Origin of the sequence: Streptomyces sp. XD-27, assembly GCF_030553055.1 — a bacterium.
GTDB lineage: Bacteria > Actinomycetota > Actinomycetes > Streptomycetales > Streptomycetaceae > Streptomyces.
Genome location: NZ_CP130713.1, coordinates 4,317,589 through 4,340,239, shown reverse-complemented (window position 1 = coordinate 4,340,239; position 22,651 = coordinate 4,317,589). Strand labels below are relative to the sequence as shown.

The 22,651-nt window shown below is 73.6% G+C and carries 15 protein-coding genes and 2 pseudogenes; 13 read left to right on the top strand and 4 right to left on the bottom strand.

The window, feature by feature from the left end; translation table 11 throughout:
* The first annotated feature begins 548 nt into the window (after positions 1-548).
* The 3 genes from Q3Y56_RS18550 (at position 549) to Q3Y56_RS18540 (ending at position 4,702) form a co-directional block, all read left to right on the top strand.
* Positions 549-2,003, top strand: a complete 1,455-nt coding sequence (locus Q3Y56_RS18550) for a PP2C family protein-serine/threonine phosphatase (RefSeq protein WP_304463029.1) — start codon at positions 549-551, stop codon at positions 2,001-2,003.
* A 146-nt stretch (positions 2,004-2,149) separates the two neighbouring features.
* A complete protein-coding gene (locus Q3Y56_RS18545) occupies positions 2,150-3,619 on the top strand; it encodes an aminopeptidase P family protein (protein ID WP_304463028.1) in 1,470 nt (489 codons plus the stop codon).
* An 84-nt stretch (positions 3,620-3,703) separates the two neighbouring features.
* Positions 3,704-4,702 (top strand): AraC family transcriptional regulator, encoded by a 999-nt coding sequence (locus Q3Y56_RS18540; RefSeq protein ID WP_304463027.1) that lies wholly within the window; start codon positions 3,704-3,706, stop codon positions 4,700-4,702.
* Between the two features lie 16 nt (positions 4,703-4,718).
* Here Q3Y56_RS18540 and Q3Y56_RS18535 read toward each other — a convergent pair whose 3' ends face one another.
* Complete coding sequence (locus Q3Y56_RS18535; RefSeq protein ID WP_304463026.1) at positions 4,719-5,168, bottom strand: MarR family winged helix-turn-helix transcriptional regulator; 450 nt, start codon at positions 5,166-5,168, stop codon at positions 4,719-4,721.
* Positions 5,169-5,292: 124 nt separating this feature from the next.
* On the opposite strand from Q3Y56_RS18535, the gene Q3Y56_RS18530 reads away from it, so the two are divergent.
* A complete protein-coding gene (locus Q3Y56_RS18530) occupies positions 5,293-6,318 on the top strand; it encodes an SMP-30/gluconolactonase/LRE family protein (protein WP_304463025.1) in 1,026 nt (341 codons plus the stop codon).
* A gap of 38 nt (positions 6,319-6,356) precedes the next feature.
* On the opposite strand, the gene Q3Y56_RS18525 is transcribed toward Q3Y56_RS18530, so the two are convergent.
* Both Q3Y56_RS18525 and Q3Y56_RS18520 read right to left on the bottom strand, forming a co-directional pair.
* On the bottom strand, positions 6,357-6,998 hold the full coding sequence (locus Q3Y56_RS18525) for a histidine phosphatase family protein (protein WP_304463024.1): 642 nt from the start codon (positions 6,996-6,998) through the stop codon (positions 6,357-6,359).
* Positions 6,999-7,086: 88 nt separating this feature from the next.
* Positions 7,087-7,257 (bottom strand): hypothetical protein, encoded by a 171-nt coding sequence (locus Q3Y56_RS18520; RefSeq protein WP_304463023.1) that lies wholly within the window; start codon positions 7,255-7,257, stop codon positions 7,087-7,089.
* Between the two features lie 171 nt (positions 7,258-7,428).
* Here Q3Y56_RS18520 and Q3Y56_RS18515 point away from each other — a divergent pair, with 171 nt between their 5' ends.
* From Q3Y56_RS18515 to Q3Y56_RS18485, 7 genes and pseudogenes are all read left to right on the top strand, one after another.
* Complete coding sequence (locus Q3Y56_RS18515; RefSeq protein WP_304465672.1) at positions 7,429-7,785, top strand: PRC-barrel domain-containing protein; 357 nt, start codon at positions 7,429-7,431, stop codon at positions 7,783-7,785.
* Between the two features lie 16 nt (positions 7,786-7,801).
* Positions 7,802-7,969 carry a hypothetical protein gene (locus Q3Y56_RS18510; protein ID WP_304463022.1) on the top strand — a complete coding sequence of 56 codons (168 nt, stop codon included), beginning with the start codon at positions 7,802-7,804 and terminating at the stop codon, positions 7,967-7,969.
* Between the two features lie 76 nt (positions 7,970-8,045).
* Positions 8,046-8,912 (top strand): arylamine N-acetyltransferase, encoded by an 867-nt coding sequence (locus Q3Y56_RS18505; RefSeq protein ID WP_304463021.1) that lies wholly within the window; start codon positions 8,046-8,048, stop codon positions 8,910-8,912.
* 284 nt (positions 8,913-9,196) lie between these two features.
* A complete protein-coding gene (locus Q3Y56_RS18500) occupies positions 9,197-17,950 on the top strand; it encodes a non-ribosomal peptide synthetase (RefSeq protein ID WP_304463020.1) in 8,754 nt (2,917 codons plus the stop codon).
* A gap of 33 nt (positions 17,951-17,983) precedes the next feature.
* Positions 17,984-18,202: an MbtH family protein gene (locus Q3Y56_RS18495; RefSeq protein ID WP_304463019.1), complete on the top strand. Its 219-nt coding sequence runs from the start codon at positions 17,984-17,986 to the stop codon at positions 18,200-18,202.
* A 206-nt stretch (positions 18,203-18,408) separates the two neighbouring features.
* Complete coding sequence (locus Q3Y56_RS18490) at positions 18,409-18,822, top strand: YciI family protein (RefSeq protein WP_304463018.1); 414 nt, start codon at positions 18,409-18,411, stop codon at positions 18,820-18,822.
* Position 18,823: 1 nt separating this feature from the next.
* A pseudogene (locus Q3Y56_RS18485) lies at positions 18,824-19,639 on the top strand (DUF6596 domain-containing protein); the annotation flags it as partial.
* Positions 19,640-19,719: 80 nt separating this feature from the next.
* Here Q3Y56_RS18485 and Q3Y56_RS18480 read toward each other — a convergent pair.
* Positions 19,720-20,198 (bottom strand): annotated as a pseudogene (locus tag Q3Y56_RS18480) (ATP-binding protein).
* 532 nt (positions 20,199-20,730) lie between these two features.
* On the opposite strand from Q3Y56_RS18480, the gene Q3Y56_RS18475 reads away from it, so the two are divergent.
* Positions 20,731-21,537 (top strand): hypothetical protein, encoded by an 807-nt coding sequence (locus Q3Y56_RS18475; RefSeq protein ID WP_304463017.1) that lies wholly within the window; start codon positions 20,731-20,733, stop codon positions 21,535-21,537.
* A 317-nt stretch (positions 21,538-21,854) separates the two neighbouring features.
* Positions 21,855-22,613, top strand: a complete 759-nt coding sequence (locus tag Q3Y56_RS18470; protein ID WP_304463016.1) for a YcnI family protein — start codon at positions 21,855-21,857, stop codon at positions 22,611-22,613.
* The last annotated feature ends 38 nt before the right edge of the window (positions 22,614-22,651 follow it).

Genomic DNA, 22,651 nt, shown 5'->3' with positions numbered 1-22,651 from the left:
GCTTTCGCATGACACTGTGTGGCACTACGTGGCAGTACGCGACGCGTCCCTGGACTGTTCGGATCGTCACGCCACGCTGATCGCTAGTCACCGCGCGTACAAGGCAGCGCATCACGTCGCAGGCCGAGCGTGGAACGTGGCGGGGGGTGGCGTGCGCATGGCGCTTGCCGTCTCCTGTGTGCTCTCCCCGCCACTCGGGGATGGGCGCGGCCGTCACTGACTAGGACGCCGGCTCCGGCCCTGGGGTTCCAGGGCGGCTCCAACTGCCGCTTCCCTTCTCCGAATACGTACCCACCAGGGCGGATATGACGCGCTGTCGAAGGACGCCAGTCGACCGCAAAAGGGGAGCGCTCCAACCAATTTTCGGCCAACTTCGATTCCCCACGGACACCAACAAACCCAACGGGACAATGCTGGACATCGCGTCGCTGGTGCGTGTACATCTGGAGACGTATAGCGGCGCAGCACTACAGGGGGTTTGCAATGCTATGGAGTGATATGCACCGGTCGGTAGGGCGCGTGGTCACGTGCCGAAGAGGCAGCACCCCATGAGCGTCCCGCATCCGCCGAAAGTGGCTGGAATCGATCCCTCGCTCCCCTCCCCCTCGCACACTGCCGACCCCGCCGCCCCCGCGCCGCTGCCCCCGCCCAACGCCGTCGTCCTGGACCGCCTGGCGGGCTGGGTCTCCGACCTCACCACGCTCCACGAACTCACCGAACGGCTGACGCGCACCCGCAGCCTGGACAGCGCCCTCCACGAACTCCTCCGCGCCGGAGCCGCCCTCGTCGGCGCCCGCCGCGGACTGGTCACGCTCGAACCCGCCGACGGCCTCGGGCCCGTCACCACCGTCGGCCTCGGCCTCGGCCGGGCCGACCTCGGGTACATCGAGACGATCCCGCGCGGCACCGCCAGCGCCGCCCATCTGCTCGACGGGCTGCCCGAGGCGCACGCCCCGCGCCCCGAGGTCGTCCATCCCGACCTCGCCCGGGAGGCCGGTCTCGACCCCCGGCACCGCGAGGTCGCGACCCGCCTCGGTTACGCCGCCAGTTACGCCGTCCCGCTGGATCCGCTCGGCGAGCCCACCGACGAGGGCGGCGCTCCCGTCGGCCGGCTCGCCGCGCCCGCCGGCCGCCTCGGTGCGGCCGTCTGGCTCTACGACGAGCCCACCGAACCCTTCGAGCGGCAGCGCCACCTGCTCGGCCTCTACTGCCGGCACGCCGCCGAGCACGTCGCCCGGCTGGTCGAACTCACCCGCGCCCGCGACGCCGCCGCCACCCTCCACCAGGAGCTGCTGCCCGCCCGGCTGCCCCGGGTCCCCGGGGTCCGCCTCGCCGTCCGGCACCGGACCGGCCCGGACGGCGGCGGCGACTGGTACGACGCGCTGTCCCTGCCCGAGGGCGCGCTGGGCCTCGCCATCGGCTCCGTCTCCGGTTCCGGCCCCGGTGCCGTCGCCGCGATGGGGCGCCTGCGGGCTTCCTTGCGCGCGTACGCCGTGATGGAGGGCGAGGACCCGGTGGCCGTGCTCTCCGACCTGGAGATGCTGCTCCGCCTCACCGAGCCGGCCCGTACCGCCACCGCCCTGTTCGCGTACTGCGAGCCCCTCGAGGCGCCCCCGGGCTCGGCCGGCGGCCTCAGGATCGTGCTGGCCGGGGCCGGGCACTGCCCGCCGCTGATCGTCGGTGAGCACCGGACCGAGTTCGTCGAGACCTCCCTGTCGGCACCGCTCGGCATGCTCTCCTGCTGGGAGGCCCCGAGCATGGAGATCGAGCCCGCCGCGGGAGAAACGCTCCTCTTGTACAGCGACGGGCTGCTGCACCGCACCGGAGACGAGATGGACCGCGCGTTCGCCCGGCTGCACGCGGCCGCGGCCGGCGCGCCGCGGGTCGTACGGCAGGATCCGGACGCTCTCGTGGACCATGTGCTGCGCACGGTGCTGCCCGACGGGCTCGCCGCCATCGACCGCACCGACGACGTCATCCTGCTCGCCGCCCGGTTCGACTGAGTCAGGCGCCTCGCCGCTCGGCCCCGCGTGCGACACCGCGCCGCGGACCTCAAGACCTGGCGGTGGATTGCCGGATACTTCACACATCTCACGGTCGCCCGCCTGCGCCACCTACGATGGACCGGGTCCAGTTCGAGGAGGATGACGTGACCGAGGAGCCGACCGCGGAGATCCCGGAGACCCCGGAGACCGAGGCGCCCATCAAGCAGCGGAAGAACGGCCTGTACGCGGGCGTCTCCGACGAGCTCGCCGCGAACATGAAGACCGGCTGGGCCGACACCGAGCTGCGCGACCTGCGGCCGATCGAGCAGGCCGCGCACACCGCCCGCCGCCGCGCCGCGCTCTCCGCGCGCTTCCCCGGCGAGCGCCTGGTGATCCCCGCGGGCAACCTGCGGACCCGCTCGAACGACACCGAGTACGGCTTCCGCGCCGCCACCGAGTACGTGTACCTCACCGGCGACCAGACCCAGGACGGCGTGCTCGTCCTGGAGCCGACCGGCGCCGAGGGGCACGAGGCGACCCTCTACCTGCTGCCGCGCTCCAACCGCGAGAACGGCGAGTTCTGGCTCGACGGCCAGGGCGAGCTGTGGGTCGGCCGCCGCCACAGCCTGGCCGAGGCCGAGCAGCTGCTGGGCATGCCCTGCAAGGACGTGCGCGAGGTCGCCGACGCGCTCCGCGCCGCGACCGGCCCGGTCCGCGCCGTGCGCGGCCACGACGCCGGGATCGAGGCGGCCCTCACCGACAAGGTCACCGCGGAGCGCGACGAGGAGCTGCGCGGCTTCCTCAGCGAGCTGCGCCTGGTCAAGGACGAGTGGGAGATCGGCCAGCTCCAGGCGGCCGTCGACTCCACCGTGCGCGGGTTCGAGGACGTCGTGAAGGTCCTCGACAGGGCCGAGGCCACCTCCGAGCGCTACATCGAAGGAACGTTCTTCCTCCGGGCGCGCGTCGAGGGCAACGACGTCGGCTACGGCTCCATCTGCGCCGCGGGCCCGCACGCGACCACCCTGCACTGGGTGCGCAACGACGGCGCGGTCCGCTCCGGCGAGCTGCTGCTGCTGGACGCGGGCGTGGAGACCACCAGCCTCTACACGGCGGACGTCACCCGCACCCTGCCGATCAACGGCCGCTTCACCGCGCTCCAGCGCAGGATCTACGACGCGGTGTACGAGGCGCAGGAGGCCGGCATCGCGGCGGTCCGGCCCGGCGCGCGGTACCTCGACTTCCACGAGGCGGCGCAGCGCGTGCTGGCCACCCGGCTCGTGGAGTGGGGCCTGCTCGGCGACCTCGACGTGGAGAAGGTCCTGGAGCTGGGCCTCCAGCGCCGCTGGACGCTGCACGGTACGGGCCACATGCTCGGTCTGGACGTGCACGACTGCGCGGTCGCCCGCCGCGAGACGTACGCGGACGGCGTCCTGGAGCCGGGCATGTGCCTCACGGTCGAGCCGGGCCTGTACTTCCAGGCGGACGACGTGACGGTGCCGGAGGAGTACCGGGGCATCGGCGTCCGCATCGAGGACGACATCCTGGTCACGGAGGACGGCAACCGGAACCTGTCGGACGGGCTGCCGCGCACCGCCGACGACATCGAGGCGTGGATGGCCCGCCTCAAGGGCTGACCGACGCCGACTGACGAACCGTGCCGCCCGCGGCGGGGCTGACGCTCTGCCGCGGGCGCGCTTTGTTGACGGGGGGCTGGGCGCATGGACGTACTCGCGGGCCTGCTCGACGGGCCCAGGGCCCGCGGGGCGTTCCTGCTCCGGGCGATCATGGATCCGCCCTGGTCCATACGGGTCGAGGACCGGGCGCCGCTGACCCTGGTGACGGTGGCGCGCGGCACGGCGTGGGCCCTTCCGGAGCGCGGCGAGCCGCGGCGGATGGGTCCCGGCGACGTCGCGGTCATGCGCGGCCCCGACCCTTACGGCTTCGCCGACGACCCGGCCACCCCGCCGCGCGCCGTGATCCATCCCGACGGGCGCTCCACCACCCCGGACGGCGCGGAGCTGTGCGAGGCGATGGACCTGGGCGTGCGGACGTGGGGGGACGGTCCGGTGGGGGCACCTCCTGGGGGCACCTCCCGGACGGAGTCCGGGGGAGGCCGCGCTGGGGGAGAGACGGTGCTGCTCATCGGCACGTACCGGGTGGGCGGCGAGATCAGCCGGCGGCTGCTCGGGGTGCTGCCCGCGCTGCTGGTGCTGCCGCGCGACGCCTGGGACTCGGGCCTGACCGCGCTGCTCGAAGAGGAGATCGCACGGGACCGGCCGGGTCAGGAGGTCTTCCTCGACCGGCTGCTGGACCTGCTGCTCATCGCGGCGCTGCGGGCCTGGTTCGCGCGCCCGGAAGCGGCGGCTCCGGCCTGGTACGCGGCACAGGGCGACCCGGTGGTGGGCCGGGCGCTGCGGCTGCTGCACGACGACCCGGCACACCCCTGGACGGTCGCCGGGCTCGCGGCGCGCGCGGGCGTCTCGCGCGCCGCCCTGGCCCGGCGCTTCACGGAGCTGGTCGGCGAGCCGCCGATGGGCTATCTGACCGGCTGGCGGCTCGCGCTGGCGGCGGATCTGCTGCGCGAGCCGGACAGCACGCTGGAGGCCGTGGCCCGACGGGTGGGCTACGGCAGCGCGTTCGCGTTGAGCACGGCCTTCAAGCGGGTACGCGGGGTCAGCCCGCAGGAGTACCGCGGGGCGTCGGCGACGACGGGCTGAGATACCGACAGGCCGGTCAGGAGCCGGCGGTGGGCCGGACCGCCTCCAGGACGTCCACACAGCGGCCGAGCAGCGCGAGCAGGGTGTCCCGCTCCTCGTCGCTGAACTCGGCGGCGAGGGCGCGTTCGACGCGTACCGCGCGGGCGTCCGCGTCCGCCATCACCGTCCGCCCCTGCTCGGTGAGGCGGGTCTCCAGGACGTTTCCGTGCCAGGCGTGCGGGGTGCGCTCGACCAGCCCGCGCTCCTGAAGGTTCTTGAGCACCGTGTTCATGGTGGGCGGGGTGACGGCGCAGGCGCGGGCCAGGGCGGCGGCCGAGATCCCGGGGTTCTCCGAGAGGCACAGCAGCGCGGCGTACTGCGGCACCGTCAGCCCGGCCGGCTTCAGCGCGGCGTGCTTGGTCGCGTTGAGGGCCTGCTCGGTGCGCTTGACGTAGAAGCCGAGGCGTTCGGAGGTGGGCATCGTCATCTTCGCATCGTATTGAGCCATTCCCACCCTAACGAACATATGAACCTTGTCGATGATTAGAGTTCTTACTATCGTTACGGCTCACCTGATCGCTTGAGAGCTTGAGAGCTAGGGAGAGCACCCCATGCCTCGTGTCCCCCGACGTCCCCGCCGCCGCTCCGCCGCCGCAGGTCTCGCCCTGGCGGCCCTGGCCGCCCTGGCGCCGGCGGCGCGGGCGGCGCAGCCCGAGCCGCGCCCCGCCGCCCAGGCCTGCGCCGCCCGCGTCTCCACCGCCCACGTCCTGCCCGGCGACCGGGTCTACCCCGAGGGAATCGGCGCCGATCCGCGCACCGGCGAGCTGTACGTCTCGTCGTTCACCACCGGCGCCGTCTACAGGATCACTCCGGGTCGGACCGACGCGGAGATCTTCCTGCCCTCCGGCACCGACGGCCGCACCACGGCGGGCGGCCTGAAGGTGGACCGGGCCGGCCGGCTGTGGGTGGTCGACCAGGCGGGCGTCTCGCTGTACGACGTACACGGCCGCCGCCTCGTCGCCCGCTTCGACGCCCCGGTGGCGGACGGCGCGTGGGTCAACGACGTCGCCATCGGCCCGGACGGCACCGCGTACCTCACCGACAGCCGCCGCGCCACGGTCTACCGGGTGACGCCCGCGCAGGTACGGCAGGCGGTGGCGGACGGCGGCCGCGCCCGGCTCCGGGACGGCTTCGACCTGAGCGGCATGGTCGATCCGCACCAGCCGGACGCCTTCACGCTCAACGGGCTCGTCGTCGACCCGGCGGGACGGTACGTGCTGGCCGTGGACATGACCGGCGGCGACCTCTACCGCCTCGGCATCGCCACGGGCTCGGTCCGCAGGGTCACCCTGCACGGCGCGGACCTGACCCACGCCGACGGCCTCGAGCTCCGGCACGGCACCCTCTGGGCCGCGCACAACCGCAGCAACACCATCAGCCGCTGGCGGATCTCACCGGACGGCGGCAGGGCCCGCCTGGAACGGCGGCTCACCGACCCGTCCCTCCAGACGCCGACGACGCTGGTCCGCCAGGACGGACGGCTCCTGGTGGTCCGTTCGCAGTTCGACAAGGGCGGCCCGATGGGACCGGGGACCCCGGAGCGTCCGTTCACGGTGGCGGCCGTGCACGGGATCTGAGCCGGCCGGCACCCGCGCCGACCGGGACCGAGAAGACGTCAGATGCGCCAGTCCACGGGGTAGTCGGTGCCCCGCAGCTCGGGCGGCAGGTGCGAGGCGTCGTTGTAGGTGACGAGCTTCGCCGGGCCGTCCGAGCGGTAGAGGATGACCGTCACGGCGCAGTGGTAGTCCAGGAGCCGCAGCCAGCCGGACGCGGGACCGCCGAGGGCGTGGCAGACGAACCAGTTGATGAGGTTCCCGTGGCTGACGACGAGCTCGGGCCCGGCGGACCGGTCACCGTCTCCCTCGCCGTCGTCCGTGACCGGGCCCGCGTAGCGCCGGAGGGCCGCGGCCGCCTGCCGCGGCCCCTCGTCGAGCGACTCCGGCGGCAGCCCGTCGAAGAACGCGGTCTGCGCCGGTGTCACCGCCTCCGGTTCCGGGATCGCCGGGATGCACTCCCGCAGCAGGTCCGACGGGTGCACCGGTACCCCCGGCAGCTCCGCCGTGATCAGCGCGGCCGTCTGGGCGGCCCTGCGCTCCGTGCTGTGGTGGACGGCCGTGAACGGCACCTGCCGCAGCCGCTCCGCGACCAGCCGGGACTGGCGCCTGCCGTTCTCGGTGAGGGTGCCCTCGTCGAGCGGGTCGTCCCGGTCCGACACGTACTCGCCGTGCCGTACGAGATAGAGCAACCGGTGCGCCATCGCCCCGCCTTCGCCGTGTCCGTACGTCGGCGTGTCCGTACGCCGATTCCGTGATCGTGGACGTACGGCCTCGGGGGCCCGGTTCCCCTCACATACGGGGGCGGCGCCGGCCCGGCCTCGGCGCACCGGAGCGACCGCCGAGCCAGCGGTGGCGGAAGCCCTCCGCCCGGCCGGCCGCCTGGGCGTTGAGCCGGTGGATCAGGAGCATGCCGAGCACGATCGCCACGAGGATCACGACCACGGTGAGGAAGGTGACCACGGGACTCACATCCTTCGGACCGCGGACCGCATCCGCACGGCCGCGCAGGACCCCCCGGCGAGACGGGATGCCTCGTTCCTGCCAGCGTACTCCGGCACCCCCCGTCGGCTCGGCTGGCCGCCCGGCGGCCCCCGGAGGACGATGGAGACAGCCGACGGCTGGAGGGCAGCGGTGTTCGAGGTGGAGGACATCCGGGAGTGGCGCGACCACGACGTGGTGGACGAGGGCCGCCACAAGATCGGCACGCTGGAGTCGATCTATGTCGACACCGCCACCGACCAGCCCTCGTTCGCGACCGTGACGGTCGGCCTGCCGACCCGGCGCCGGCTCGTGTTCGTCCCCCTCGCCGAGGCCACCGTGGGCCCGGGCTATCTGAAGGTGCCCTACAGCAGGCAGCTGGTGAAGGACGCGCCGTGGATCGACACCGACGGCGTGCTGCCGGCGGAGGACGAGCCGGCGGTCTTCAAGCACTACGAACTGCCGTACCAGGCGGGCGCCGGCGGCGAGCGGCGGCTGGCCCGCCGCTGACCGGGGAGGCCACGCCATGACGCTCGTGCTGTTGCTGCTCCTGGTGGCCATGGTGCTCGGCCTGATCGGCGCGGTCGTGGACGGTCTGCTCTACCTGCTGGTCATCGGCGTGTGCGTCTTCGTCGTCGCGATGGCCCTGCTCGGCGCCCGCGTCCGCCGCGGCGGCAGACGCCCGCTCCGCTGAGTCCTAGGCCCTGCGGACCAAGCGGCCCGCCCCCCGGCCCGACGCGCTCGCCGGCTGCCTTGCATACGGTCGGGACATGACCGACACCACCGCACCGACGACCGACGGCACCACCCCCGCCCGCCCCTCCGCCGAGCCGCCGCGGCTCGACCTCGACGCGTATCTGGCGCGTGTCGGCTGGTCGGGCAGGCGCGAGGCGAGCGCGCAGACGCTGCGGTCGGTGCATCGGGCGCACGTCCAGGGCATCCCGTTCGAGAACGTCCAGGCCGTCCTCGGCTCCGCGCCCTCCCTCGCGCTGCCGGACCTCGAGGCCAAGCTCGTCCGCGGCCGCCGCGGCGGCTACTGCTACGAGCACAACACCCTCTTCGCCGCCGTCCTCGAAGCGCTCGGCTTCGGCGTCACCCGCCTCACCGCGCGCGTCCGCGTCGGCGCGCGGGGCGCCGTCCGCCCGCGTACGCACATGCTTCTGCTGGTGGACGTGCCGGGCGAGGCGCGGCGGTACCTCGCCGACGTCGGATTCGGCCACGTCGGCGGACTGCTCGAAGCCGTCCCGCTGGAGGCCGGCACGGAGGTCCGCGACGGCGGGCGGACGCACCGCCTGGTCCGCGAGCCGCACCACGGCCTGGAGCACCTGTGGGTGCTCCAGGCGTTCGAGGGCGACGCGTGGGCCGATCAATACGCCTTCACCCGGGAGCCGTTCGAGCCCGGTGACTACGAGGTCATCAACTGGCACATGGCGACGAACCCCCGCTCCCCCTTCCGGCAGGCCCTCTACGTCCAGCGCACCACCCCCGAGGCGCACCTCGCCCTCACCGGACGCGCCCTGGTGACCACGCGCGCCGACGGTACGCGCGAGGAGCGGGAACTGGCCGGCCCCGCGGAGGTGCGGCGGGTGCTGGACGACGACTTCGGCATCGAACTGCCCGAAGACGTCACGCTGTAGACGAGCACCCGCGACCGCGTCGAGGCGGCCTCCGAGTGGCCGCCGAGTAGCCTCCCGGTGGCCGCCGGATCGACGCCCGGATCGCCCTGTGAGCCCCCTCACGATCACGTTTGGTGAGCTTCCGAGTGATCCAAGATGATCTCTGAAGGCAAGACCAACCTTCACGCGCGACCGTCCACCGGCCTGAATTCACATCGCCGGCGGCGGTGATTCCGCATGCCGCGAAACGGCGGCCGTGCGCAGTCCCCCGCGCGCCTTCACTCGCAACATCATGGGGAAACACAGTGCAGGATTCCCGGGCCAGTGACGCCCGCCTTCCGTTAACCACCGGCCAGTACGAGATCTGGGTCGGCCAGCAAATGGCCCCGGAGAGTCCGCTCTACCGAATAGCCGAGTACATGGAAATCCATGGCCCGGTCGATCCGGTGGCGTTCGAGGCGGCTCTGCGGCAGGCCGTCATGGAAGCCGAGCCCTACCACGCGCGGTTCGGCCAGGAGGACGGCACGCCGTGGCAGGTGATCGAGCCGTCGGCGGACTGGGCGTTCCCGGTGTTCGACGTCAGCGGGGAGGCGGACCCCCGGGCGGTCGCGGAGGACTGGATGCGGTCCGACCTCCTGCGCCCCATGGACCTGGAGCGCGGTCCGCTGTTCTCCTTCGCCCTCTTCCGGCTGGCGGAGGACCGGTACGCCTGGTACCAGGGCTTCCACCACCTCATCACGGACGCCATGGGCGCGTCCCTCGTCGCCCGCCGGGTGGCCGAGCTCTACACGGCGCGGCTCGCGGGCACGGACTGCGGCGAAGCCGACTTCGGCGCCCTGCGGGTGCTCCTGGAGCGGGACGCGGAGTACCGCGCGCAGGACATGGAGGCCGACCGGCGGTTCTGGACGGAGCGGTTCGCCGATCGCCCGGAAGCGCCGCACCTGGCCGGGCAGCCGGCCCGCAGCATCAAGAGCGTCGTCCGGGAGACGGTGTACCTCTCCGAGGAGGAGGCGGCGCACGTGCGGGCCGCCGCACGGCGGTTCGGGACGCACTGGTCCGCGCTGATGATCGCGGTGACCGCCGCCTATATGCACCGCATGACGGGGAAGCGGGACATCGTTCTGGGCCTGCCGGTCATGGCCCGTACCGACGCCGAATTACGCCGCGTACCGGGAATGCTCGCCAATCTGGTGCCGCTTCGGCTGGCCGTGCGCCCCGAAATGCCGGTGCGCGACCTGGTGCGCCACGTCTCGCGGGAAGTGCGCACGGTTCTGCGCCATCAGCGCTACCGCTGGGTGGACCTCACCCGAGACCTCGGACTCTCCGACGGCGGCCAGGGTTTCGTCGGACCGCATATCAACATCATGTCGATGGATTACGACCTGGTGTTCGCGGGCCATCGGGCCACCGCGCACAACATCTCCAACGGCCTGGTCGAAGACCTGGCGATCATGGCCTACGACCGGTCCGACGGCACCGGCGTCCGCATCGACTTCAACGCGAACTCCGACCTGTACACCGCCGAGGAGCTGGCGACCCACCGCCGGCGCTACATGGCCCTGCTCGGGAACTTCACGGACCCCGCGCAGGACACCCCGACGGTGGGCGGAAGCGATCTGCTGAGCGCGGAGGAACGGCACCGCATCCTCACCGAATGGGCCGGGGCGCGGACCCCGGCGGCGGCCGGCGGCGCGGCGCGGGCCGCGTTACCGCTGCACGAGCGGTTCGCCCGGCAGGCGGCCCGTACGCCCGAGGCGGCGGCGGTGGTCTCCGGCGGGACGACGCTGTCGTACGGGCAGGTGGAGGCGGCGGCGAACCGCCTCGCCCGCCTCCTGATCGCGCGCGGCGCGGGTCCGGAACGGATCGTGGCCCTGGCGCTGCCCCGCTCGGCGGAGTTCGTCGTGGCCGCGCTCGCGGTGCTCAAGGCCGGGGCGGCGTACGTCCCGGTCGTCCCGGAGTACCCGGCGGAGCGCATCGCGTTCCTCCTCAAGGACACCGCACCGGTCGTGACCCTGACCACCGAGGCGACCGCCCCGGCCATCGCCGAGGCCGCCCCCGCGGCGGCACGCGTGGCGGTGGACGGCGCCGCTGTCGCCGACGAGCTGGCCGGGCACTCGGCCGCGGAGGTCACCGACGCCGACCGCACGGCGGACCTGCGCCCGCAGCATCCCGTGTACGTCATCTACACCTCGGGATCGACCGGCGCGCCCAAGGGCGTGGTGGTCGCGCACGAGAACCTGGCGCGGCTGTTCGCCGAGGACATCCCCCAGTTCGGGTTCGTCCCGGGCGGCTCCTGGGCGATGTGCGCCTCCCAGGCCTTCGACCTGTCGGTCTTCGAGATGTGGGCCGGACTGCTGCACGGCGGCGCTCTCGTCGTCGTACCGACGGAGGTGAGCCGCTCACCGCGTGACCTCCTCGCCCTGCTCGCCGAACAGCAGGTGTGCGTCCTCAGCCAGACGCCGTCCGCGTACGCGGCGCTGCTGGAGGCCTGGGAGGACTACGACGGGGAGCCCCTGGCCCTCCGCGACGTGCAGCTGGTCGGCGAGGCGTGCCCGCCGGGCCTGGTGGAACGGACCCCCGAGAGCCTGCGGTTGATCAATGGCTACGGCCCCACCGAGACCACCATGTGCGCCACGGCCAGTGAGCCGCTCGTGCCGGGCGGGGGCGCGCCGATCGGGCGCCCCGTCGCCGAGACGCTGGCCTACGTCCTGGACGCGGGGCTGCGCCCCGTGCCGCCCGGCACGGCGGGCGAGCTGTATCTGGCGGGGCCCAGCCTGGCGCGCGGCTATCTGAACCGGCCGGGGCTGAGCGCGAGCCGGTTCGTGGCCGACCCGTACGGCGGCGCGGGCTCCCGCATGTACCGCACCGGCGACGTCGTGCGCTGGACGCCCGACGGTGAGCTGGAGTTCCTGGGGCGCGTCGACGACCAGGTCAAGATCCGCGGATTCCGGATCGAGCTGGGCGAGATCGAGGCCGCGCTCACCGACCACCCGGGTGTGGCCCAGGCCGCGGTGGTGGCCCGCGAGGACCGTCCGGGCGAGCAGCGGCTCGTCGGATACGTCGTCCCGACGGCCCGCGGCACCGGCGCGGACCCGGCCGAGCTGCGGCGGTTCCTCGGCTTGCGGCTCCCCGACTACATGGTCCCAGCGGCCGTGGTGGTGCTGGACGCCCTGCCGCTGACGGTCAACGGGAAGCTCGACCGCAGGGCGCTGCCCGCGCCGGACTTCGGGGCGCTGTCGACCGGACGCGCCCCGCGGACGGCGCGGGAGGAGCTGCTGTGCGGCCTCTTCGCCGAGGTGCTGGGCCTGGAGCGGGTCGGCATCGAGGATGGCTTCTTCGAGCTGGGCGGGGACAGCATCACCTCGATCCAGCTGGTGTCCCGGGCCCGGGCCGCCGGGCTGGTGCTGTCGGCGCGGGACGTGTTCCAGCACCGGACGGTGGCGGCCCTGGCCGAGGTCGCGGGCGGGCTCGACGCGGCGGAGCCGGCCGAGTCCACCGAGGCGGGCGTGGGCGCGGTGGAGCTGACGCCGGTCATGCACTGGCTGCGTGACCGCGGCGGCCCGTCCGACGGGTTCCACCAGGCGGTGCTGCTCCAGGTGCCCGGGGAGCTCGGTCACGACCGGCTGCTGGCCGCGGTGCAGGCGGTGCTGGACCGGCATGACGTCTTGCGGATGCGGCTGGACGACGCGGACGGCTGGTCGCTGGAGACCACCCCGGCCGGCACGGTGGCCGCCGCGGACTGCGTGCTGCGGGTGGACGCGGCCGGACTCGACGAGCAGGCGCTGCGTACGAGGATCGCCGACGAGTCGGTGGCGGCCCGCGCACGGCTGGCGCCGAGGACGGGCGCCCTGGTCCAGGTGGTGTGGTTCGACGCCGGACCGCGGGAGACCGGCCGCCTGCTGCTGACGATCCACCACCTGGCGGTCGACGGCGTGTCCTGGCGGATCCTGATCCCGGACCTGGCGACCGCCTGGTCGGCCGCCGCCGACGGGGGCGCGCCACGGCTGGAGGCGGGCGGCACCTCCTTCCGGCGGTGGTCGCGGCGCCTGACCGAGGCGGCGCAGGACCCGGAGCGCAAGCGCGAACTGCCGCTGTGGGAGGACATCCTGCGGCCCCGCCCCGACGACGGGCCCGTGGGAGAACGCTTACCGGACCCGGCGCGCGACGTGCGGGCCACGGCCCGCAGCGTGTCGCTGGAGCTGCCGGTCGCGGACACCCAGCCGCTGCTGACGTCGGTCCCGGCGGCGCTGCGCACCGGCGTCAACGACGTCCTGCTGACCGCGCTGGCCGTGGCCGTCGCCCACTGGCGCCGCGGGCGGGGCCAGGAGGCGTCGTCCGTCCTGCTCGACCTGGAGGGGCACGGCCGCGAGGAGGTGCCGGCCGGAGTCGACGTCTCCCGTACGGTCGGCTGGTTCACCAGCCTGTTCCCGGTGCGGCTGGACCTGGAGGGGCTGGACCTCGACGAGGCGCTGGCCGGTGGCCCGGCGCTGGGCGCGGCCGTCAGGCGGGTCAAGGAGCACCTCCGGTCGCTGCCGGACAACGGCCTCGGGTACGGACTGCTGCGGTATCTGAACCCGGCCACGGCGCCCGAGCTGGCGACCCTGGAGGAGCGGAACCGCCCGCAGATCGGCTTCAACTACCTGGGCCGGCTCACCGGCCTGACGGCACAGCACTGGACGGTGGCGGCGGAGAGCGACGCGCTGGGCGACCGGGACGACCCCGGGGCGCCGTTCACCCACACCCTCCAGATCAACGCGATCGCCGAGGAGACCCCGGAGGGACCGCGGCTGTCGGTGCAGTGGGCCTGGCCCGAGGGGCTGCTGACGCGGGAGGCCGTCGAGGAGCTGGCCGGGACCTGGTTCCGGGCCCTGAAGGCGGTGGCCGGCCACGCCGAACGCCCCGACGCGGGTCGGCTGACCCCCTCCGACCTGCCCCTGGTCTCCCTGGCCCAGGAGGACATCGACCAGCTGGAGGCGGAGACCCCCACCGGAGTCGAGGACGTCCTGCCGCTGTCGCCGCTGCAGGAGGGCATGCTCTTCCACGCCGAGTACGACCGGGACGCGCCGGACGTCTACACGGCCCAGGTCGCGCTGGACCTGCGTGGAGAGATCGCGGCCGACACCCTGCGGTGGGCCTGCGCGGCCCTGCTGGACCGGCACGCGAACCTGCGGGCCCGCTTCCGGACGGTGGCCTCCGGCGCCCCCGTACAGGTGATCCCGGCGGCGGCCGCGCTGTCCTGGCGCGAGGCCGACCTGCGGGCGCTGCCCGACGGAGAGCGCGAGGCCGAGGCGGCACGGCTGGCGGAGGACGAGCGGACCCGCCGCTACGACCTGGCGCGGTCGCCGCTGCTCCGGTTCGCTCTGCTGCGGCTCGGCGACGACGCGTACCGGTTCGTGATCAGCAACCATCACATCGTGCTGGACGGCTGGTCGATGCCGCTGCTGCTCCAGGAGCTGTTCCGGCTGTACGACGGGGATGGGGGCGGGGACGGGGCAGGGCTGCCGCGGGTGACTCCGTACCGCGACTATCTGGCCTGGCTGAGCACGCAGGACCGGACGGTCGCGCGCACGGCGTGGGCGCGGGCGCTGGAGGGCCTCGCGGAACCGTGCCGGCTCGCGCCGGCGACGGCATCGTCGGGGTCGTCCGGGTCGCCGGAACCGCGCGAGACGGCCGAGCCCGAGCGGATCGCGGTCGAACTTCCCGCACGGCACACCGGCGCCCTCGAACGCTGGGCCCGCGCCCGCGGCCTGACGATGAACTCCCTGCTCCAGGGCGCCTGGGGCGTCCTGCTGGGCTCGCTGACCGGCCGCGACGACGTGGTCTTCGGCGCCGCGGTCGCCGGCCGCCCGCCGGAGATCCCTGGGGTCGAGACCATCGTCGGTCTGTTCATCAACACGGTCCCCGTGCGGATACGGACGGACCTCACCCGGCCCCTGGAGGAGCTGTTCGAGGAGGTCCGGCGGGAGCAGACGCAGCTGCTCGACCACCAGTACCTGGGCCTGACCGACATCCACCAGCAGGTCGGCCTGGGCGAGCTGTTCGACACTCTGGTCGTCTTCGAGAACTATCCGCTGGACGCGGCGGCGATGAAGGCGCCCGCCGACGGCATCACCCTCGTCGCGGCGTCCGGCCGGGACGCCACGCACTATCCGCTGAGCCTCATCGCCTACCTCCGCACGGACGCCCTCCAACTGGAGTTCAAGTACGCCCCGGACCTGTTGGACCGGGCGGCGGTCGAGCGGATGGCCGAGGCGCTGCTGCGCATCCTGGAACAGGCCGCCGCCGACCCGTCGGTCGCCCTCGGCGCGCTGGACGTTCTCGGCGAACGCGAACGCCACCGCGTCCTCGTCGAGTTCAACGACACGGCGGGCCACTGGCCCGAGCTCGCGTCCGACTCCGGGCCGGGCACGCTGCCGGAGATGTTCGAGCGGCAGGCACGGGCCACGCCCGACACGGTGGCGGTCATCTGCGGCGAGGTGCGCCTGACGTACCGGGAGTTGGACGCGCGCGCCGGCCGCCTGGCGCGGCATCTGACGGCGCACGGGGTGGGACCCGAGTCGCTGGTGGCGCTGGCGCTGCCGCGGTCGGCGGACCTGGCCACCGGAGTGCTGGCCGTCCTCAAGGCCGGCGGCGCCTATCTGCCCGTCGACCCCGAGTATCCGGCGGAGCGCATCGCGTACATGCTCCAGGACGCCGCGCCCGCGCTCCTCCTGACGACCCGGGAGACGGCCGAGGGGCTGCCGCGCCCCGAGCGAATAACCCAGCTGGTCATGGAGGAGCTGGGACTGGAAGCGGAATACAACGCTCCAACCGGGCCCGAATCCGACTCGGGTTCCGGCTCCGGCTCGGGATCGGGATCGGAATCGGGCCCGTACCGGCCGCAGCTCACCCCCTGGCACCCCGCCTACGTCATCTACACCTCCGGTTCCACCGGCACGCCCAAGGGCGTGGTGATGCCGCAGGCCGCCCTGCGCAACCTCCTGACCTGGCACAACGCCGTCCTCCCGGCGAAACCGGGAACGCGGACGGCGCAGTTCGCCGCGCTCAGCTTCGACGTGTGCGCGCAGGAGACGCTGTCCGCCCTGCTGTTCGGCAAGACCCTGGTGATCCCGGACAACGAGACCCGGCGGAACCCCGAAACCCTGGTGACGTGGCTGGCCGAGCACGAGGTCAACGAGCTCTTCGCGCCGGACCTGGTGATCGAGGCGCTGTGCGAGGCCGCCGAGGTGACCGGACACACGCTGCCTGCCCTGCGGCACGTCGTCCAGGCCGGTGAGGCGCTGACGGCGGGCCCGCGCGTACGAGAGTTCCACGGCGCACACCCGGCGCGGCGGCTGCACAACCACTACGGGCCGACCGAGACCCATGTGGTCACCGCCGCCACCCTGCCCGAGGACGTCTCGCGCTGGCTGCCGACCGCGCCGATCGGCCGCCCGATCCCGAACACGCGGGCGTACGTGCTGGACGGGGCGCTGCGCCCGGTGCCGCCGGGCACCGTCGGCGAGCTGTACATGGCGGGCCTCGGCATGGCGCGGGGCTATCTGCACCGGCCGGGGCTGAGCGCGAGCCGGTTCGTGGCGGACCCGTTCGGGCCCGCGGGCGCCCGCATGTACCGCACCGGTGACCTGGTGCGGTGGACGTCCGACGGCGAGCTGGAGTTCGTGGGCCGGTCGGACGACCAGGTGAAGATCCGCGGATTCCGGATCGAGCTGGGCGAGATCGAGGCCGCGCTCACCGACCACCCGGGCGTCGTCCAGGCGGCGGTGCTGGCCCGCGAGGACCGCCCGGGTGAGAGGCGCCTGGTCGCGTACGTGGTGCCGACGTCGCCGACGGCCGTGGACCCGGCCGAGCTGCGGCGCTCCCTGGCCCGGCGGCTGCCGGCCCACATGGTGCCCGCGGCGACGGTGGTGCTGGACGCCCTGCCGCTGACGGACAACGGGAAGCTGGACCGGCGCGCGCTGCCGGCCCCGGACCTGTCCACCACGGCCGCCTCGCGCCCCGCGCGGGACGCCCGCGAGGAGACCCTGTGCGGGCTGTTCGCCGAGGTCCTGGGCCTGCCCGCGGTCGGCATCGACGACAGCTTCTTCGAACTGGGCGGGCACTCGCTGCTGGCGGCCCGGCTGACCTCCCGGGCGCGGGACACGCTCGGCGTCGAGCTGGAGATCCGGACGCTGTTCGCGGCGCCGACCGTCGCCGACCTGGTGGCGCACCTGGACGGCCGGTTCGCCGCGGGCCAGGCGCTGGACGCGCTGCTGCCGCTGCGCCGCCGGGGCAGCCGACCGCCGCTGTTCTGCGTCCATCCGGCCGGTGGTCTGGGCTGGCTGTACGCCGGGCTGCTGCGGTACGTGGATCCCGAACGCCCGGTCTACGCCCTCCAGTCGGGCGGGCTGAGCGGCCCGGCCCCGCTGCCGGGCAGCATCGAGGAGATGGCCGCCGAGTACCTGGCGCGGATCCGCACGGTCCAGCCCACGGGCCCGTACCACCTGCTGGGATGGTCCTTCGGCGGGGCCGTGGCCCATGCCGTGGCCACGCTCCTCCAAGATGAGGGCGAGGAGGTCGCCTTCCTGTCCGTCCTCGACACCTTCCCGACCAACGAACACGTCTTGGCGGACCGGTCGGAGTTCGGCGCCCGGGAGCTGCTCTCCCTGGTCCTCGACGCGGGCAGCCACGACGCGGACGGGAACCCGCTCGCGGAGGCCGACGTCGAGCACCTGGTGCGGAGGCTGGAGCGGGAGACCGGGCTGCCCGCCCACCTCCTGCGGAGCGAGTCGGGGGGCATCCCGCTGGTGGACATCTTCGCGAACGACGTCGAACTGATGCGGAAGTTCATCCCCGGACGGTTCCGCGGTGACCTCCTGCTGTTCGCCGCCGAGGTCCCCACCCCAGGCTATCCCCGCCCCGACGCCGACGGCGGCCTCGCCCGGCTGTGGACTCCGTACGTCGACGGCGCCATCGAGGCCCATGGCGTTCCGGCGCAGCACCACCACCTGATGCGCCAGGAGGCCGTGGCCGACTTCGGCCCGAAGCTGGCCCGCACCCTGGACCCGTTGGATTCCTGACCCACCCCCCTCTTTCAAGGAGTTGAGCAAGCAATGACCAATCCGTTCGACGACGCCGACGGCACGTACCACGTACTCGTCAACGGCGAGGGGCAGTACTCGCTGTGGCCGTCCTTCGCCGAGGTACCCGAAGGCTGGACGGTCGCCCTCGCCGAGGACACCCGCCAGAACTGCCTGGACCACATCGAGCGGCACTGGACCGACATGAGGCCCAAGAGCCTCGTGGAGGCCATGGGCACGACCGGCAGCTGACGGCGCGCCCGACCGGGCCTGCCTGAGAAGCGCTGAACGGGGCGGCGGCACCGGAGCCGCCGCCCCGCTCGGCCCTCACCGCGCGGCGGACGTCGGTGTCCGCGCGTCCCAAGGATGCGGACGGCGATGTCGAGAACCCGTGACCGGCTCCGTCCCCGAGGTGAACGCGACCACAATGGGTCGCACCAGCACCGAGGAGAACCACGATGGCCAAGTACTTGCTGCTCAAGCACTACCGCGGCGCCCCGGCTGCGGTCAACGACGTGCCCATGGACCAGTGGACGCCGGACGAGATCTCGGCGCACGTGCAGTACATGCGCGACTTCGCGGCCCGGCTCGAGGGGACCGGCGAGTTCGTCGACGGTCAGGCGCTCGCCCCCGAGGGGACGTGGGTCCGCTACGACGGTGAGGGTCGCCCGCCGGTCACCGACGGCCCGTTCGCCGAGACCAAGGACCTCATCGCGGGCTGGATGGTGATCGACGTCGACAGCTACGAGCGCGCCATCGAGCTGGCCGGGGAGCTGTCGGCCGCCCCTGGGGCGGGCGGGAAGCCGATCCACGAGTGGCTCGAGGTGCGCCCGTTCCTGGCCGCGCCGCCCACCATCACGGAGTGCCACTGAAGTGAACGAGGCCCTGCTGAGGAGCCTCACGCCGAGCGTGCTCGGGATCCTCGTCCGCCGCGGAGCCGACTTCGCGGCGGCCGAGGACGCCGTGCAGGACGCGCTGGTCGAGGCGGTCCGCGTCTGGCCGGCCGACCAGCCGCGGGACCCGAAGGGCTGGCTGGTCACGGTGGCCTGGCGCAAGTTCCTCGACGCGACCCGGGCGGACGCCGCCCGCCAGATCGCCGAGGCCTACCTGGTGCCCGAGGCGACCATGGCGCTGGGGGTACCCCCGGCCGGAGGCTGGGGGAGCATCAGCCGGGCCAAGCGCACCGTCTCCGGCGTTGGGGTCTCCCGTGCTCGAGCGAAGGCGGGAGCTCGGGGAAGGTTCGACCAGCCCGGCGACGTCTCCACCGTGCTGCGCGTCCTCTACCTGGTCTTCAACGAGGGCTACTCCGGCGACGTCGACCTCGCCGCCGAGGCCATCCGGCTCACCCGGCAGCTCGCGGCGGCGATCGACCACCCCGAGGTGGCGGGGCTGCTCGCCCTCATGCTGCTCCACCACGCCCGGCGCGCCGCCCGGACCGCGCCCGACGGCAGCCTGGTGCCGCTCGCCGAGCAGGATCGCGGCCGGTGGGACACCGAGCTGATCGCCGAGGGCGTCGAGATCCTGCAGGCGGCCCTCGCCCGCGACCAGCTGGGCGAGTTCCAGGCCCAGGCCGCCATCGCGGCACTCCACGCTGACGCGCCCACCACCGAGGAGACCGACTGGGTGCAGATCGTCGAGTGGTACGACGAGCTCACGCGCCTGACCGACAACCCGATCGTCCGGCTCAACGCCCGCCGGTCTCACTGACGGGTCGCGCTCGGCTTTCCCCCATGCCCGCGAGCGCCGAGGACACACCGACATCGCGCCGATCAGGACGCCTTCAGGAGGGCGTCCTCTCTCCACTTGAGGATCTTGTCGAAGCTGACCACCGCCCCCGCCCGCCCCACCCGGTTGCGGTAGCGGACGTGGTCGGTCAGGGCCTCGATCAGGAACAGCCCTCGCCCGTGCTCTGCCTGGGCGGGGGCTGTCTTGTGGGGAGGTTGCGGCGGGGGGAGGTCCGGCCGGGGGCCAGGTGGGGTGGGGAGTAGGGGAAGCCCGGACCGGAGTCCGTCACCTCGATACGACACGTGTCGCCGTCGATGAACGCCGTGACGCGGTAGTCGTCGCCCGCGCCCGCCGAGCCCCCGTGTTCGACGGCGTTGGCGCAGGCTTCGGTCAGGGCGATGGACAGGTCGTAGGAGATCTCGGGGTCCACCCCGGCCGTCTCCATGGTGCCGAGGAGCAGTCGCCGGGCCAGCGGCACGCTCGCGGCCTCGCGGCGTAGATGGAGAGACCACCAGATGCTCATGCTCCAGCCTCCCGACCTGCTCGACGTATCGATACGTATTGCCGGGGGTCGATGTCCCTAAGCGTGTGCTCAACGTGACTCCGCTCATTCGGCCGACGCGCGGCGGCTCTCCAGCGGTGTATGTGGGGCGAACGGGGGGCGTGGGAGAGCCATCCGGGTGGCGGCTCCGGGGCTGTTCGGGTGGCCGTCGGCGGCCGCCCGGTAGTCGTCCGGTCGTCGTCCCGTTCGGCGGCCGGGTGTCCCCCTGCGCGACGGGCCCTGGCACCGGCCCGGTCTGGCCTGATCCAGACCGATCTTGCCTGGTCTGGCCCGGTGTGGTCTGGTTCAGGCCGGTCTGACTTGTCCGGCGTGGTGTGGCCTTGATCAGCCCGGTCTGACCGGTCCGGACTGGCCCGAGCCCAGGCCGACCTGAGTCGATCTTGGCGTCCGCGCCCCTTATACCCCTGCCGTAAGGAATCCCGCGACCCGGTGGGATGATGGCGCAGCCATGCCTGCCTACCCGACGCCCGGTCGCCGTACCTCAGGGAGCCCCGTGTCCCTGCGGCCGGTCGTGCGCGCCGGGGTGGGGCTTCGGGTGCTGCGGGCCGCGGTGTTCACCGCCGCGTGCGTGGCGCTGGCCGCCGGCGGGCACGTGCTCGCCTCCTGCGCGCCCGTCCCGCTGTGGACGCTGGCCGCCGGGGGGCTCGGCGTGTTCGCCGTGGTCGTGGCGCTCGCCGGGCGGGAACGGTCGCTGCCGGGGATCGCCGCCGCGCTGGCCCTGGGGCAGCTCGCCCTGCACACCCTGTTCGGGCTGGGCCAGCAGGGGTCGGCGATGGCGCAGGCGCCCGGCGCAGGCGGTTCCGAGGGCCGGGTGATCGCCCTCGCCGCCAGGCTGCTGTGCGACTCGGCACCCGGGCGGCTGGACGCCACCCGGGCGCACCGGATCGTCACCCACGCCGGGATCGACCCCGCCGCCCACGGCGCGCAGGTCGGGCCCGGGACCGCCGGCCACGCCGCCCACGAGGCGTATCCCTCGCTGCTGGAGACGCTGCCGCCCTCCCCCTCGATGGTGCTGGGGCACCTGCTCGCGGCGCTGGCCGCCGGGTGGCTGCTGCGGCGCGGCGAGGTGGCGCTGTGGCGCGCGGTACGGCTGTCGGCGGCCGGGATGGGCGTACGGGCGCTGCGCGCCGCGCTGCGTCTGGTGCGCGTGCTGCGCACCGGGCTGCTGGGCGCGGCACCCCTGACCGGAGTACGGGCGGCCCGCGCGGACCGGCGGGACGAGCCTGGGCCCACGCGCACCGTGGCGCTCCAGCACAGCGTGATCAGACGGGGTCCGCCGCGGTACGGCCTGGCGGCCTGACCCTGCGCGACACGGCCCCGGGCCGGTGCGGCCGGGCTTCAGCGCGTCTTCGCCTGCCCCGCCCCTTCCCGGCCGCAGCCGCAGCCGCAGCCGACGGTCATCCCTGACCGGCGGGTCGTCGTGACCGCGCCGTCGCGCCATCGCACTGTCGCATCGTCGCGTCGCCGTGCCGTCGGGACCCGCGCGTGCCGTGACGCCACCGTGCCATCGCGGTCGGTGCGTGTGCCGTCGTACGCGCGGCAGCGCCCTGCCCCGTTACCCCTCTTCCACCTGTGCGGATCCCCGAGGGGATCCTCGTCCTCCCCGGAGTCTCTTTCATGAACGCCATGCGTCCGCGTCCGCTGCGCCGCCTCCCCCTTCTCGGCGGCATCGCCGCCGGTGCCGTCGTCCTGCTCTCCGCCGCCCCCGCCTTCGCGCACGTCAGCGTGAACCCCAAGGAGGCCGAGAAGGGCGGCTACAGCGTCATCAACTTCAAGGTCCCCAACGAGCGGCCCAACGCCTCGACGGTCAAGCTCGAGGTCACCGTGCCCACCGACCACCCGCTCGCCTCGGTGATGCCGCAGCCGGTTCCCGGCTGGACGGTCAAGGTCGACAAGTCCAAGCTCGACAAGCCGATCAAGATGCACGGCGAGGAGATCAACGAGGCGGTCAGCAAGGTCACCTGGACCGCCGACAAGAACGGCGGCATCGAGCCCGGCACGTTCCAGCAGTTCCCCGTGTCGGTCGGCCAGCTGCCCGAGGACGCCGACCGGCTGGTCTTCAAGGCCCTCCAGACGTACGACAACAAGGAGGTCGTGCGCTGGATCGAGGAGCCCAAGGACGGCGCGCCGGAGCCCGAGAACCCGGCTCCGGTCCTGAACCTCGTGGCGCCCGCGGACGGCGCGGGCCACCACGGTTCCGGCGCCTCCGGCAGGGGCCACGGCGACACCGCGGGCGACGGCGAGCGGAAGGCCTCCGCCGGGGCAGGTGACAGCACCGACACCACGGCCCGTGTCCTGGGCATCGCCGGCATCGTCGTCGGCGCCGCGGGCGTCGCGTTCGGCGTCTTCGCCGGTCGCCGCCGCTCCGCCGCCTGACGCCTGACGCCCTTCGATCTTCGTTCCCACCCGAGGAA